A 13,299-nucleotide genomic window follows, 5' to 3' on the forward strand; every position below is an offset into this window, starting at 1 on the left:
AGATTTCTGCTGAATGAAGTTAAAATACCTTGAGTAAAGTGTACTTACACACTTTATTTGACAAACCCAAATTAACATGCGTTTTCTCTCTTAGATAACTTGAGGTTACCATCTTTGATGCATAACAGAAAAGACAGGCAAGAGTACTGCATGAAGTGGGTGTCGTTTGCCTTATCAGCGATTGATTGATCCTTACGCCGATGGCACCGTTGGTACGTCCCGTCACTTAGCTTTCCCGTCCATCGCAATTCAACGCGAAATTATGTGATAAAGAGTTATGAACACTTAGAAAAAAAGGTAATATCCAGCCTCCACTTTTGGGTGGAGTGGGATATTCCAAAAGGGAATGCTACTGATCAGGAACTTCCAGTATAATCATGTCTGTCCCAATTGTTCTAATATTTCTCCAAGGTACCCTGATTTCTCCTCCATTTTTTCTAATCCATTTTCCAGTGGGAATAATCAAGTGGTTAATCTCACCTGTACTGCTGTTGATCTCAAGATCAGTCTGTCCGAGGACCCCCATTCGCTCGGCCTTTTTAAAGTCTACGATTTCTTTGCCGCCCAGCTCGCTTAATCGCATAGTGCGCCTCCTTATTAATCCTACCCTTTGTACAATATATAGCCGGTTGCCAAGATTTAGAATGGAAAACCCCTTTTAATAAAAGGTACAGATTATTTCAGCCCCTTTTACATAACTTTTGAAATGAAGGGCGTGGATAAAAAGCGATTTTTCAATCAAATGCGCCTTGGCGTATTTGCGACCAGATTTTATCGAGCTCCGCTCGATAAATTTCCTCTGAAAATCTGTGGCATCCGCCGGAGGCTTTGACTTTATTCAGCCGGGGTTTGAACCCCCACTGAATGGAATACCAATAGGCATTCATCCCACCACTTATAGAAGTGGGAGATTTCTGCTGAATAAAGTTAAAAAAACCGCCAAACCCATCACTCTTTATAAATTACACTGCTATCTTGAAAGAATTTTTCCACATCTCGATCGGAAAAATCGGATAATGTTTTATAGATATACTGAGGATTTCGATCCTTATCGATCACGACGGACCGCACACCTTCGAAGAAGTCTTCATGCCGCAAAAAGTTTTTTGCCAGGATAAGATCAGTGGCAAAACACTCCTCTGCTGTTTTTGCTTCTCCATCTATTAGCTGCTTTAACGTAATTTTTAATGAAGATGGTGATTTGGACATAAGAATTTCCTTTGTTCTTGACGCAAATTCGCTCGGATCTTTCTCTAGTGATGCGAAAATCTCCTCCACTGTGCAATGTGAAAAGTGTTTATCGATTTCAGTTTGCATGGCAGCAAGATCCCCTTTCTCCAATGGACAACTTGAGAATTCAGTTAATAGTTTGTTTAAATCCCCATTCACATCCTGCCCTTGCCAATTTATCTGTGCAACGCGATCAAGAAACTCTGGCAGTTTGACGCTGTCCATGTAACGATCGGCAGCATTCGCAAAAAGGACGTCCGCGGCCGGGATGACTGATGCTGTTAATGCTAAGTAGCGGCCAACAAATCCTGGTGCTTTATTTAAGAAATAAGCAGCTCCAACATCCGGAAAGAAACCAATATTCATTTCCGGCATGGCCCATTTCGTGCGTTCCGTAACGATCCGGTGGGTGGCACCATAGGATAAGCCTATTCCGCCCCCCATGACAATGCCATCCAGGCAGGCGATAATCGGTTTGGGATAGGAATAGATGGCCATGTCCACTTTATATTCCATTTCAAAAAAAGTTTCTGCTTTTTCTAACGATTCCTCGCTGGTACTGGCTTTATAAAGCGCTTTGATATCACCGCCCGCACAAAACCCCTTCTCCCCTTCTCCTTTTAAGACAATGACTTGGATATGGTCATTTGCCTCCCATTCTTTTAATTTCTCACCAATCAGCTTCAGCATCTCATAAGAAAGAGAATTTAAGGCTTTTGGGCGATTAAGCGTAATAAAGGCCACCCCACCGTCACTAACCGAAAGTAATACTTCGCTTTCCATACTGAATCCCCCTCTTAAGAGTGTTTAAATTGCGGCTCTCTTTTTTCAATAAATGCCTGAACTCCTTCTTTGGCATCTTCCGTTAAAAATAGTTCAGCAAATCGCGTTCGTTCCCTTTCAAGCCCTGATTGAAGATTTTCTTTCGTTCCCTGAATCACACACTCAATTGTGCGTAATACACTTGTCATACTCTTTCCGTCAATGAAGGATTGTGCAATAGTCTTTGCCACTGGAAGAAGCTCTTCCGGATCTGTTACCATTTGAATAATGCCTAGCTGCAGTGCCTCGTCAGGGTTCAATTGTTTGCTTGTTAAAATTAAGTTTAATGCCGTCGCTGGATTTGTAATTCTGCTAAGCCGTTGTGTACCGCCGAATGTTGGAAGCAATCCGAGCTTTAATTCCGGTAATCCAAGAACTGCTTGATTTGAAGCAATCCGATAATGGCAGCTTAATGCCAGCTCCAGCCCTCCGCCAAGGGCAGGACCATTAATGGCCGCAATAACAGGCTTTTTCATGGCTTCGATCTCATCACAAATCGCTTGCCCCGCTTCAGCCATTTTCAATGCCTTCTCCTGGTGTCCAAAGGCAGAAACAAATTCCTTAATATCGGCTCCAGCTACAAAAAATCGACCGGAACCGGTAAGGATGATAGCTCTTGTTTCCTCGTCTTCTGCCAGTTCCTGAAAAATGGAGCGCAGGTTATCAATACACGCTGATGATAACGTGTTTGCTGGGGGATGATCCACTTTGATGATCTGGATTGAACCTTCCTTGCTTACATTCGCAAATGTACCTATCATTTTGCTTTTCCTCCTTTGAAAGATTGATCATTGGGGCATAAACTATTGTTATTCTTTGAAATTCTTCTCGTTGATTTCCGCTCACGGCACTTGCTTTTTATGAGACAGGGAGGATTCCGCATCTCCTCGGCTTCACCTGTAAGTCTCCCTGTCCCAAAAAAGCTTTATGAAAAACAGGCAATCTATCAAATGCGCCTTGGCGTATTTGCGCCCAGATTTTATCGAGCTCCGCTCGATAAATTTTCCTCTGAAAATCTGTGGCACCCGCCGGAGGCTTTAACTTTATTCAGCCGGGGTTTGAACTCCCACTGAATGGAATACCAATATGGATTCATCTCACTACTTACAGAAGTGGGAGATTTCTGCTGAATGAAGTTAAAACCAGCGTTCCGTCACAACTTTTTTACGTGTGTAAAACTGCACACCATCCTTTCCATTTGTTCCAAGATCACCGAAGAATGAGGCTTTATTCCCTGCAAAAGAGAAAAAGGCCATCGGAGCCGGGACATTTACATTAACACCAATCATGCCGGCATCAATTTTTTCCCGAAAAATCCGTGCATTTTTACCGCTTCCCGTATAGATCACGGCTCCATTTGCGAATCTGGATTGATTCGTAAGGTTGATACCGTCTTCCAGATTGTTCACTCTTACCACGCTTAGTACGGGTGCAAATATTTCATCTTGCCAGATTTTCATATCCGGTTTTACATGGTCAAAGATTGTTGCGCCCACATAATACCCCTCTTCATCCGTTTCTGTGTCTCTTCCATCGACCAATAAAGAAGCACCTTCTGCAACACCTGTAGCAATGTACTGCAAAACCCGGCTCTTATGGACATCACGGATTAAGGGGCCGACAAAGTTTTCTTCAGAACGCCCATCCCCCACTTTTAACTTTCGCGTCTCTGCAACAAGAGCTTCCATGAATTCATCCGCAATCTCTTCCACTACTGCTACAACTGAACAAGCCATACAACGTTCGCCGCTGCTTCCGAATGCTGCTCCGATGACACCTTGCACTGTCTTTTCCAGGTTACAGTCAGGCATCACAACAGCATGGTTCTTTGCTCCTGCAAGTGCCTGAACCCTTTTTCCATGAGCAGTGCCTGTTTGGTAGATGTGCTTCGCAACGGGTTCTGAACCTACAAAGGAAATGGCCTGAATTTCAGGATGTTCTAGCAAACCATTGACTGCCTCTTTTCCGCCATGCACTAAATTTAAGACACCTTTTGGAAAGCCAGACTCATAGAAAAGTTCCACAAGCTTTCCTGCTAAAATAGGGGTCCTCTCTGATGCTTTCAGGACAAATGTGTTTCCGCATGCAATCGCGAGAGGGAACATCCAAAGGGGTACCATCATCGGGAAATTGAACGGTGTAATCCCTGCAACAACTCCAAGCGGATAACGCCAAATGGAGCCATCAATACCCTCTGCAATATTCGGCAGTGCTTCGCCCATCATTAAATTTGGCGTTGAGGTCGCAAGCTCTACTACTTCAATACCACGCTGCACTTCTCCGAGGGCATCCTTTATTGTTTTGCCGTTTTCCATTGTAATGACTTGAGCCAGATTTTCTTTTTCTTCCTGCAAAAGTTGCAGGTATTTATATAGAAGGCGTGAACGGTTTGGAACAGGCGTTTCAGCCCACTGCGGGTAGGCACATGCGGCAGCCTGTACAGCGAGGTCGATATCTTTTTTTCCGGATAAAGGAACATTTGCAAGCAGCTTCCCGCTTGCCGGATTCGGCACAGGTTCTGTCTCTGTACTAGACGAATTGACCCACTCTCCATTAATATGGTTCTGTAATTTTTGAACATAAGTTGTAATCATCTTCTCAATCTCCTTTTCTTATAAAATAGAAGTTGCATTGATTTGTTTATAAACAACCGCCATATCCTTTTCTCCTAGCCCACTCTTCTCTGCCTTTTCATACATTTCAAACAGGACCTTGCTGATTGGTAAATCCAGCTGTTTTTTTTCAGCCAGATCTAACGCAAATCCAAGATCTTTCCTTAATAGCTTTAAGGCAAAACCTGGCTCATAGTTATCATTTGCTATGAAGGTTTTATAATTTCGTTCATAGATTCGGCTCTGCCCATAGCTGACATTTAACATATCGAATAATTTCTCCAGATCGAGATTACTTTTTTGAGCTAAATTCAGTGCTTCACCGACCCCTGCTGTATAAAATCCGATCAGCAGATTGTTTATCAGCTTCACAGCCGTTCCGCTATCTACGCTTTCACTAACATGAAAGATATTTTCTCCAAGAGCATCAAACAGCGGAAGGGAACGTTCGAATGCTTGTTTAGAGCCGCCTACCATAAAAGTTAAAGTTTTATTGACTGCCCCAACGACCCCTCCGCTGACAGGAGCCGCTAAAAAGTACATTCCTTTATTGATTGCAGCTTTTTCAATTTTTTGATTCAAGTCGGGAGCGACAGTACTTGTGTCGATCAGCACGGTGCCTGACTGACTGTTTTCAACGATCCCCTCTTTACCTAGATAAATCGCTTCAACTGCTTCGGTCGATGGCAGGCTTGTGAAAATGGCGTCGCAGAGCCTTATAAGATTTGAAATGGAAACGCCAATGATGCCTCCCAAACGTTCAAATTTAGCTTCTGCCTCTTTATTTAGATCTACTCCATAAACGGTAAAGCCAGATTCTAGTAAATTCTTGGACATGGGAAACCCCATATTCCCGAGACCAATAAATCCAATATTTTTTTTCATTCTGTTTCACACCTTTCATTTAATAGTTCTCGGATTATTTATCATATGCTTCGCAATTTCTCTTTTTTTCATAAAGAGATTTTGATAAAGCGGAATGGACAAGTGCCGAATTTTATCCAATTGTATTTTTCGCTTTTTTTCATCTGGTTCAGCCGCTGAAATGATCTCGATTGCATATTCTTCTACTTTTCGGTAGCCTTCTTCACACAGGACGTCTGTCATCAAAAGATTCTTTTCTTCATTTGCTGCACCATTTTTCTTACGGCCCTTTTCTGTTCTCAGCAAGGCTGATTCCATCACGTAAACATCCTTGACCATGTCAGCCAACAAACGCATATATTCCTGCTCAAGTTCCAAATTGATCTGCAAATTTGAAATCGTTTGTAATGTTATGTTCAATAGATGCTTAGATAGCTGCATGTATTGATGATTTCTTTCCAATTGCTGATAGGATGATGAGAAACTGTCAGAAAGCGCATTCTCGGAGTATTTCTTTAATAAGATTTTCGAAATGGTTAACCGATTAATTTCATTTGTTCCCTCAAAAATGCGGCTAATCCTTGCGTCACGGTATAATCGTTCTACTTCATAATCTTGCATGTACCCATATCCTCCATGGATTTGCACAGCTTCATCCACAATTTTCCCCAGTATTTCTGAGCAGTGGACTTTATTGAGTGCGCATTCCAGAGCAAAATCCGAGATTTTATTGGTGATATCATCCTTTTCGATTGAATCGATGACATCATCCATTTCCCCTGCGGTGCGATAAGCAACACTTTCTGCACCATAAATCGCTACCGACATATTGGCGAGTTTTTCCTGAATCATTGTGAAGTCGACTAAAAACGTATTGAATTGCTTGCGTTCTTTCCCATAATTTACAGCCAGTTGGAGTGCTTGCTTGGAGGTCCCTATATTTGAGAAAGCCAGTTTAAGGCGAGCCATATTTAAGATATTCATCGCAACTTTGTGGCCCTTCCCCACTTCTCCAAGAACATTTTTCTTCGGAACTGCTACGTCCTCTAAAATTAACGTAGCTGTGGAAGAGCCTTTAATGCCCATCTTTTCCTCTTCCGGCCCTACAGACACACCTTTATAGGAACGCTCTACAATGAATGCCGTTATTCCCTCGTCCGTTTTGGCAAAAACGACAAAAACATCAGCCAGCTGAGCATTCGTGATCCATTGCTTTTCCCCATTTAACACCCACGCTGTTCCAGCCTCATTTAAAACGGCATTCGTTTTTGGACGAAGAGCATCTGAACCCGCATCTGATTCTGTCAGGGCATAGGCTCCAATCCACTCTCCTGAAACCAGCTTTGGCAGGTATTCCTGCTTTTGCTCCTCATTTCCAAAATACACATAAGGCAATGTGCCGACTCCAGCATGAATATTATAGGAGACGCTGAATGATCCGCCAAAGCCCAAGCCTTCCGCAACAATTCCCGAAATTTTCTTATTGAGTCCAAGCCCGCCATAAGCTTCCGGTACTTCAATAGCGAGCAGCCCCAGTTCCCCTGCTTTTTGAAATAATTTTCGAGTTACCTCATGCCTTTGCTCTTCAATCGCTGGGACACTGGGTGTGACATCCTGTTTAATGAATAGCTCTGCCGTCTTAGCGATAAGCGTTTCTTCTGCTTGAAAGTCTTCAGGAGTAAAAAGACGAGCGATTCTATCATTATTTAGTAGAAATGGATCCTGCGTAAACCCGTACTTTATTTTTTCCATACCGGCCCCTCCCTGTATGGTCCGTTAGTCGTATCCTGTCTAATCTCTAAGAAAAGCGCAAGCGCCTTGGTCAGCGCGGAGAAACAAGACGATTCCCGAGGAGGCAGTTCTTCAGCCACCACAGAGAAGCGGCTTAATCCTTGCAGGGCTAGGCGCTGGAGTTAGACAACAATACACTTAGTTCAAATTAATCAAATGCGCCTTGGCGTATTTGCGCCCAGATTTTATCAAGCTCCGCTCGATAAATTTCCTCTGAAAATCTGTAGCATTCGCCGGAGGCTTTAACTTTATTCAGCCGGGGTTTGAACCCCCACTGAATGGAATACCAATAGGCGTTCATCTCACCACTTACAAATGTGGTAGACTTCTGCTGAATGAAGTTAAACCTAAAAACTTATGCTTTCTTATCTTCGAATAAATAAAGACGGTCCCCTATTCCGTATCAGATCTGCTAACTATTTTGCCGATGATACATGTGACCGCCTTCTTCTTATGCTATTCATGTTGTGTTTGGCATTGGAGAAAAGAAAAGGGTCCCCTTTTCTCCTATAAAATTTATTTCTTCTGGTAAGAATGTTCTGCTACATCTTTGTAGCAGTGCACTAATGACTGAGGTCCGATTTTTTCAGTAAATAGCTGACCGCATTTCCGATTGAGCGCTTGCTCAGAATGAGGCCATCAAAACGATGTTGCTTAATTTCGACAACTTTCATCTTCTCTATTAACTGTCAACCCTTGGATCTGGGACTGTTTCCGTGCGGTTTTTCCACATCCAAGTACATCAAGCAAAGCATAACGAGCTGTATCCAATGCTTTTATCTCGTGATTTTTAACCGATATAATCATTCCTTTTAGCTTAAACTTGCGTGACGCCCTCCAGTATAGTTCACGCGTGGCCGATAAAGGCGATTATTGGCATGCTGCTCTATGACATGAGCACATAGACCAACAGTCCTGGAACTGAAGAAAATTGGCGTATATAACGGAATGTCAATGCCAAGCATCCAGTAAACAGGTGCCGCGTAATAATCCAGATTCGGATAAAGCCCTTTTTCTCTTTCCATCACCTTTTCCCCGGCTTCACACATTTGCAACAGAAGGTTGTCCCCTTTCAAATCTGAAAGCTGCTTGAGTGCTTCTTTCAGCATAAGAGCTCTCGGGTCCATCTTTTTCATGTAAACACGGTGTCCAAACCCCATGATTTTTTCTTTGTTATAAAGCTTTTTCTGTAGCATTTCCTCGAAGCCGGAAACTGTCTCAGCCTCATTCAGCATATACATGACCGCTTCATTCGCACCGCCATGCAAGTTTCCTTTTAAAGATGCAACTGCACCAGTCAGGGCACCGTATAAATCTGATTGTGTGGAAGCGATGACTCTTGCTGTGAAAGTAGAGTTCGGCATTTCATGCTCACTATATAAAACGAGCGAAAGATCAAATATTTTTTCTTCCAGCGGAGAAGGCCTTCTCCCTGTAAGCATGTAAAAGAAGTTGGAACTATAGGATAATTCATTAAGAGGCTGAATCGGCTCTTTGCCGTTGATGATGCGATAGCTATTGGCTACAATGTTTGGGACTTTCCCCAGTAGCCGATAGGCACGTTTTTTATTGGCTGAAATGGAACGGTCATCAATTTCGGCATCAAAGCCGGCAATCGACGATATCCCTGTCCTCAGTCCGTCCATTGGATGGGTTTCTTTTGGTAATAATTTAAAAACATCTAATATTTCCGCAGGAATCTCATATTCACTTTTAAGAATGTCTGCAATAGCGGCTTTTTCTGAATCAAGCGGCAGTTTGTTCTCAAGCAAAAGATAAACAATGTCCAGATACTCTTTACTCTGGGATAGTTGGATAAGATCGTATCCTCTTATAATGATTTTGCTTGCATTGGTATCTAAAAAAGATATGTCCGTTTCTGACGCAACAACACCTTCAAGTCCTGGAAAATAATTTATTTCAGTTTCCATTCTTCTTCCTCCCGTCCAAATAGATCCTGTTTTATCATCCTGTAAGCCCTTTCTACATTTTGCAGACAAATTTCTTTTTCCTCCGGTGTCACTTCACTTGCTCTAATTTCTGCTATTAGCTGATCATGTTTTTCTTGGATGGAACATGATGGCCCTGACGCGAAATTATTCATAAGGCACGTTTTGAAAGAATGAATAAAGTCATCCACTGTTTTAAACAAAGATGCTCTCCTCCAATAATGAGGCTTTTAAAAATTTCCCCAATAAAAAAACAACTTCCAAGAAGTTGTTAAGTTACGAAGGAATACTTAAATAAACATGTTAATTAAAAACATGTACTTTGATTCCGCACTTAACACCCCCTATCCTCGTAGGTATTGATGTTTGCTAAAACAGGCAGGTCTCCTGGCTTATGATCATCGCTCTTCGAACCTTCCCATTTCCCTTTTACAGGAAACAGTGGCCTTTTCGAATCACTCCCAATTACAGTTGCGGGACAGCGCCGGAATCTAACCGGCTTCCCTTTTAAGCAGGTAAAATATATAATTTCACCGCACCTGTTTCTACACACATATTTAATTTTACAAATCCAATATATCAATTTTTCTAAAAATTTACAACAATATTTCATAAAGAACTTATTTTCATTAGAAAATTTATTGAGGAGATATTGATAAAATCAAAAGCGCCTTGGCGTATTTACGCCTAGATTTTATCGAGCTCCGCTCGATAAATTTCCTCTGAAAATCTGTGGTATCCGCCAGAGGCTTTAACTTTATTCAGCCGGGGTTGAACCCCCACTGAATGGAATATAAATATGCATTCATCTCACCACTTACAGAAGTGGGAGATTTCTGCTGAATGAAGTTAAATATCACAAACTTACAAAAGCAGACCAATATAGGCAAACAATCTTGAAAAATCTACTGCCTGACCATTACTGGATAGTGCACCCGTTTTTAAAATACCATTAAGTCCATGTTTGGGATCAGGTACCAATAAACCACTGTAGGGAGATTACTTTACAAATTAAAAAAAGCCAAACGAAGCTCAAAAAAATCCAAGCACTTGGTTATTCTCACTCGAGGAGGCGTTGTCACAGATGACAATCTTTTCACAAAAGCAAAAAAAGCTTGTAGAGAAATAACTTTCATTTTCTCTACAAGCCGATGTTCAGATTAAATTGACTGCAATAATAATTTTTCCTCAGGACTGACCAATGCAAGCGTATATTGATCAGTAAAAATTCGATTTGCCAAATCGTTTACGCTTTGAATGCTGACACGATCAATTTCATCTATGATTTGGTCCAAAGTTTTGTGGCGTTTCAACAATAATTCATTTTTCCCATTTCTGCTCATACGGCTGTTTGTACTTTCAAGGCCCAGCATTAAATTTCCTTTTAACTGCTCTTTGCTGTTCCTCAACTCTTTTTCCGTGATGCCGTTCCTTTTTAACTCGCCAAGCGTACTATTGATTGTCTCAAAAAGGGCATCAATCTGATTGGCACCTGTTCCTCCGTAAATGGTGACGATTCCGCTGTCTTTAAACGAGGAATGATAGGAAAACACGGAATAAGCTAGTCCTCTCTCTTCGCGAACTTCTTGAAAAAGACGGGACGACATGCTTCCGCCAAAAATATTATTCATGACAATTAAACTATATATATCAGGATCACCAATGGATAATCCCTCAAATCCGATACATAAATGAGCCTGTTCCGTATCTTTCTGCCTTGTGACATGATTTGACTTGAAAACGGGCTTTGCTTCAGCTTGATGTCGCCCTTTCCTGTCAAATGAGCCAAAAAGACTTTCAACTTCTTTTATGAAAGACTCGTCAATATTTCCTGCAATGGATATGACTATCTTTTCCGGGGTATACATCTCTTCTACATACGACCTCAATAAATCGCCTGTAAATGTGGACAACGTCTGCTCTGTCCCCAAAATGGGATAGCCAAGAGGATGATTATCAAATGCTGCTTTGCTGAGCAGATCATGGACGATGTCATCCGGAGCATCCTCATACATCTTTATTTCTTCACCGACTACGTTCTTCTCTTTATTCAACTCATCCTCAGCAAAAGTTGAGTTGAAGAACATATCAGCCAATATTTCAAGCGCATACTGAGAATGGTTGTCCAACACCTTTGCATAATAGCAAGTATATTCTTTTGAAGTAAAAGCATTAACCTGGCCGCCGATAGAGTCAAATGCTTCAGCCAGCTCTTTAGCATTTCTTGTATTTGTTCCTTTAAAAAACATATGTTCAAGAAAATGGGAAATACCATTATTACCTGGCAGTTCATCCCTTGATCCAGTCCCAACCCATATCCCAATGGCAACAGAGCGGACAGAAGGTATATTCTCTAAAACGACTCTGACCCCGTTTTGGCATGTATATTTTGTAATCACTGAAGTTCCTCCTGTTCATGGTGTAAAAAGAAAAGCGGATGCGCCTGTCCAGCCACGACAAGCATAAGACGATTCCCGAGGAGGCAGCTTTTCAGCCGCCACAGGGAAGCGGCTTATGACCTCGAGGGGCTAGGCGCTGCAGCTGGACAATAAAGAAAAGCGGAAGACGGCTGACCAGGGGCGACAAGCGCTGGAGGGCAAACCAGAGAAGTCGTTCTGTGACTCTAATGGTTTGACCGAAGCGACCTCGAGCCCCTGCCGTCTGAAGCTAGACATTTAAGAAAAGCGGATGCGCCTGTCCAGCCACGACAAGCATGCGGAAACGTCTGTTCAATCAAATGCGCCTTGGCGTATTTGCGCCCAGATTTTATCGAGCTCCGCTCGATAAATTTCCTCTGAAAATCTGTGGCATCCGCCGGAGGCTTTGACTTTATTCAGCCGGGATTTGAACCCCCACTGAATGGATTACCAATAGGCATTCATCTCACCACTTATAGAAGTGGGAGATTTCTGCTGAATAAAGTTAAACACAGACGTAGCCAGCGCTTATTTGTCAATTTGCTGATCTATCTTAATGATGTGTTCTTCATCCATCAATTTTGTGACTGTACCAATCCTTAAATTCTTATCTCTTATCTGATTGATCAGTTGATCAAGAGCTTTTGCTGTAGAATCGGTAGGATGCATCAAAATCATTGACCCAGGACTAACCTTTGTCATTACACGATCTATGATTGTTTCGGGCGAAGGCTTTTGCCAATCAATCGTATCTACCGTCCACATGACTGTCTTCATGTCCAACTCATTCGCAATAAGAATAGTGTGGTCCCGGAAGCCGCCGCTCGGCGGTCCGAACCATACAGGTTTCTCCCCTGTAGTAGCCTCTATGATTTCATTTGTCTTCAATAATTCTTCCCGTGTTTTAGCATCTCCCAGCGTTTCCATTTTTGGATGGCTGTATGAATGATTTCCGATCTCGTGCCCATCGGCAGAAATCATTTTTGCTAGGTCAGGATTTTCCTTTACCCACCGGCCTTCCAAAAAGAACGTTGCCTGGACGTTATTCTTTTTCAGGGTTGTCAGCATTTTAGGTAAATATTCATTTCCCCAGGCCACATTAATCATGAAGCTGACCATCGGCTTATCCGGATGAGCCCTATAGATGGGAGCCGGGGGCAAGTCCTCTAAATGAGCTTTGGGAGGAATTTGCTTAAAAACAAGCTTACGGGCATCAAAGACTCCGCCTTTCATCTTTTTATAGGAAGCTTTGATATCCACTTTAACGCCATTATATCCCGGCATTGCTTTCCAAACCCTATCTATTTTCGCATCCTGAGGCGCTGCATCATATTTCTCCGCAGCATGGGTAATCTGTTCATACAATGCATCCTGACTGGAATTAACTGGATGTGAACCATTCACTAACTCATCTAAATAGACCGTTGTATAGGGATTATTGACAATCAATATTGCTAGGATAGCAATAAGACCCAATCCTGGCAAGTGTTTTGTATTTTTCACGCCCATTTCCTCCTTCAACCAATTTTATGAGGATAATGGACAAGGTAGAACAGAGAACCAGCCGGTTTGCTCTAGTTTGATTGTTGTATGTAATTTATTGAAAAAAGCCAG

At 42.2% G+C, this 13,299-nt stretch carries 12 protein-coding genes and 1 riboswitch; all 12 genes read right to left on the reverse strand.

Annotation, left to right across the window (positions count from 1 at the left end; translation table 11 throughout):
• Window positions 1-349: 349 nt before the first annotated feature.
• Window positions 350-583 carry a YlmC/YmxH family sporulation protein gene (locus tag D5F11_RS05040; protein WP_120115123.1) on the reverse strand — a complete coding sequence of 78 codons (234 nt, stop codon included), beginning with the start codon at window positions 581-583 and terminating at the stop codon, window positions 350-352.
• A gap of 151 nt (window positions 584-734) precedes the next feature.
• Complete coding sequence (locus D5F11_RS25995; protein WP_185830515.1) at window positions 735-887, reverse strand: hypothetical protein; 153 nt, start codon at window positions 885-887, stop codon at window positions 735-737.
• Between the two features lie 61 nt (window positions 888-948).
• Window positions 949-2,013 carry an enoyl-CoA hydratase/isomerase family protein gene (locus tag D5F11_RS05045; protein ID WP_120115124.1) on the reverse strand — a complete coding sequence of 355 codons (1,065 nt, stop codon included), beginning with the start codon at window positions 2,011-2,013 and terminating at the stop codon, window positions 949-951.
• A gap of 14 nt (window positions 2,014-2,027) precedes the next feature.
• A complete protein-coding gene (locus tag D5F11_RS05050) occupies window positions 2,028-2,813 on the reverse strand; it encodes an enoyl-CoA hydratase-related protein (protein ID WP_120115125.1) in 786 nt (261 codons plus the stop codon).
• A gap of 375 nt (window positions 2,814-3,188) precedes the next feature.
• On the reverse strand, window positions 3,189-4,646 hold the full coding sequence (locus tag D5F11_RS05055) for a CoA-acylating methylmalonate-semialdehyde dehydrogenase (protein ID WP_120115127.1): 1,458 nt from the start codon (window positions 4,644-4,646) through the stop codon (window positions 3,189-3,191).
• Between the two features lie 18 nt (window positions 4,647-4,664).
• A complete protein-coding gene (locus D5F11_RS05060; protein WP_120115128.1) occupies window positions 4,665-5,549 on the reverse strand; it encodes an NAD(P)-dependent oxidoreductase in 885 nt (294 codons plus the stop codon).
• Window positions 5,550-5,564: 15 nt separating this feature from the next.
• Window positions 5,565-7,280 carry an acyl-CoA dehydrogenase family protein gene (locus tag D5F11_RS05065; protein WP_120115129.1) on the reverse strand — a complete coding sequence of 572 codons (1,716 nt, stop codon included), beginning with the start codon at window positions 7,278-7,280 and terminating at the stop codon, window positions 5,565-5,567.
• 187 nt (window positions 7,281-7,467) lie between these two features.
• Window positions 7,468-7,620 carry a hypothetical protein gene (locus tag D5F11_RS26000; protein WP_185830516.1) on the reverse strand — a complete coding sequence of 51 codons (153 nt, stop codon included), beginning with the start codon at window positions 7,618-7,620 and terminating at the stop codon, window positions 7,468-7,470.
• Between the two features lie 511 nt (window positions 7,621-8,131).
• On the reverse strand, window positions 8,132-9,250 hold the full coding sequence (mmgD, locus tag D5F11_RS05070) for a citrate synthase (RefSeq protein WP_120115130.1): 1,119 nt from the start codon (window positions 9,248-9,250) through the stop codon (window positions 8,132-8,134).
• Window positions 9,235-9,471, reverse strand: coding sequence for a hypothetical protein (locus D5F11_RS05075; protein WP_120115131.1), 237 nt, complete (start codon window positions 9,469-9,471; stop codon window positions 9,235-9,237). The genes mmgD and D5F11_RS05075 overlap by 16 nt, the downstream gene beginning before the upstream one ends.
• Window positions 9,472-9,628: 157 nt before the next feature.
• Window positions 9,629-9,826: riboswitch (cobalamin riboswitch) on the reverse strand.
• A gap of 602 nt (window positions 9,827-10,428) precedes the next feature.
• Window positions 10,429-11,667 (reverse strand): M16 family metallopeptidase, encoded by a 1,239-nt coding sequence (locus tag D5F11_RS05080; protein WP_120115132.1) that lies wholly within the window; start codon window positions 11,665-11,667, stop codon window positions 10,429-10,431.
• Between the two features lie 546 nt (window positions 11,668-12,213).
• On the reverse strand, window positions 12,214-13,188 hold the full coding sequence (locus D5F11_RS05085; protein WP_245998087.1) for a polysaccharide deacetylase family protein: 975 nt from the start codon (window positions 13,186-13,188) through the stop codon (window positions 12,214-12,216).
• Window positions 13,189-13,299 lie beyond the last annotated feature (111 nt).

The sequence above is a fragment of the Siminovitchia terrae genome (assembly GCF_003605405.2).
Taxonomy (GTDB): Bacteria; Bacillota; Bacilli; order Bacillales; family Bacillaceae_C; genus Siminovitchia; species Siminovitchia terrae.

What these genes read in the sequence shown, in the direction of transcription:
- D5F11_RS05040 (WP_120115123.1), bottom strand. Translation starts at nt 583, where the DNA reads ATGCGATTAAGCGAGCTGGGCGGCAAAGAAATCGTAGACTTTAAAAAG.
- D5F11_RS25995 (WP_185830515.1), bottom strand. Translation starts at nt 887, where the DNA reads ATGAATGCCTATTGGTATTCCATTCAGTGGGGGTTCAAACCCCGGCTG.
- D5F11_RS05045 (WP_120115124.1), bottom strand. Translation starts at nt 2,013, where the DNA reads ATGGAAAGCGAAGTATTACTTTCGGTTAGTGACGGTGGGGTGGCCTTT.
- D5F11_RS05050 (WP_120115125.1), bottom strand. Translation starts at nt 2,813, where the DNA reads ATGATAGGTACATTTGCGAATGTAAGCAAGGAAGGTTCAATCCAGATC.
- D5F11_RS05055 (WP_120115127.1), bottom strand. Translation starts at nt 4,646, where the DNA reads ATGATTACAACTTATGTTCAAAAATTACAGAACCATATTAATGGAGAG.
- D5F11_RS05060 (WP_120115128.1), bottom strand. Translation starts at nt 5,549, where the DNA reads ATGAAAAAAAATATTGGATTTATTGGTCTCGGGAATATGGGGTTTCCC.
- D5F11_RS05065 (WP_120115129.1), bottom strand. Translation starts at nt 7,280, where the DNA reads ATGGAAAAAATAAAGTACGGGTTTACGCAGGATCCATTTCTACTAAAT.
- D5F11_RS26000 (WP_185830516.1), bottom strand. Translation starts at nt 7,620, where the DNA reads ATGAACGCCTATTGGTATTCCATTCAGTGGGGGTTCAAACCCCGGCTG.
- mmgD (WP_120115130.1), bottom strand. Translation starts at nt 9,250, where the DNA reads ATGGAAACTGAAATAAATTATTTTCCAGGACTTGAAGGTGTTGTTGCG.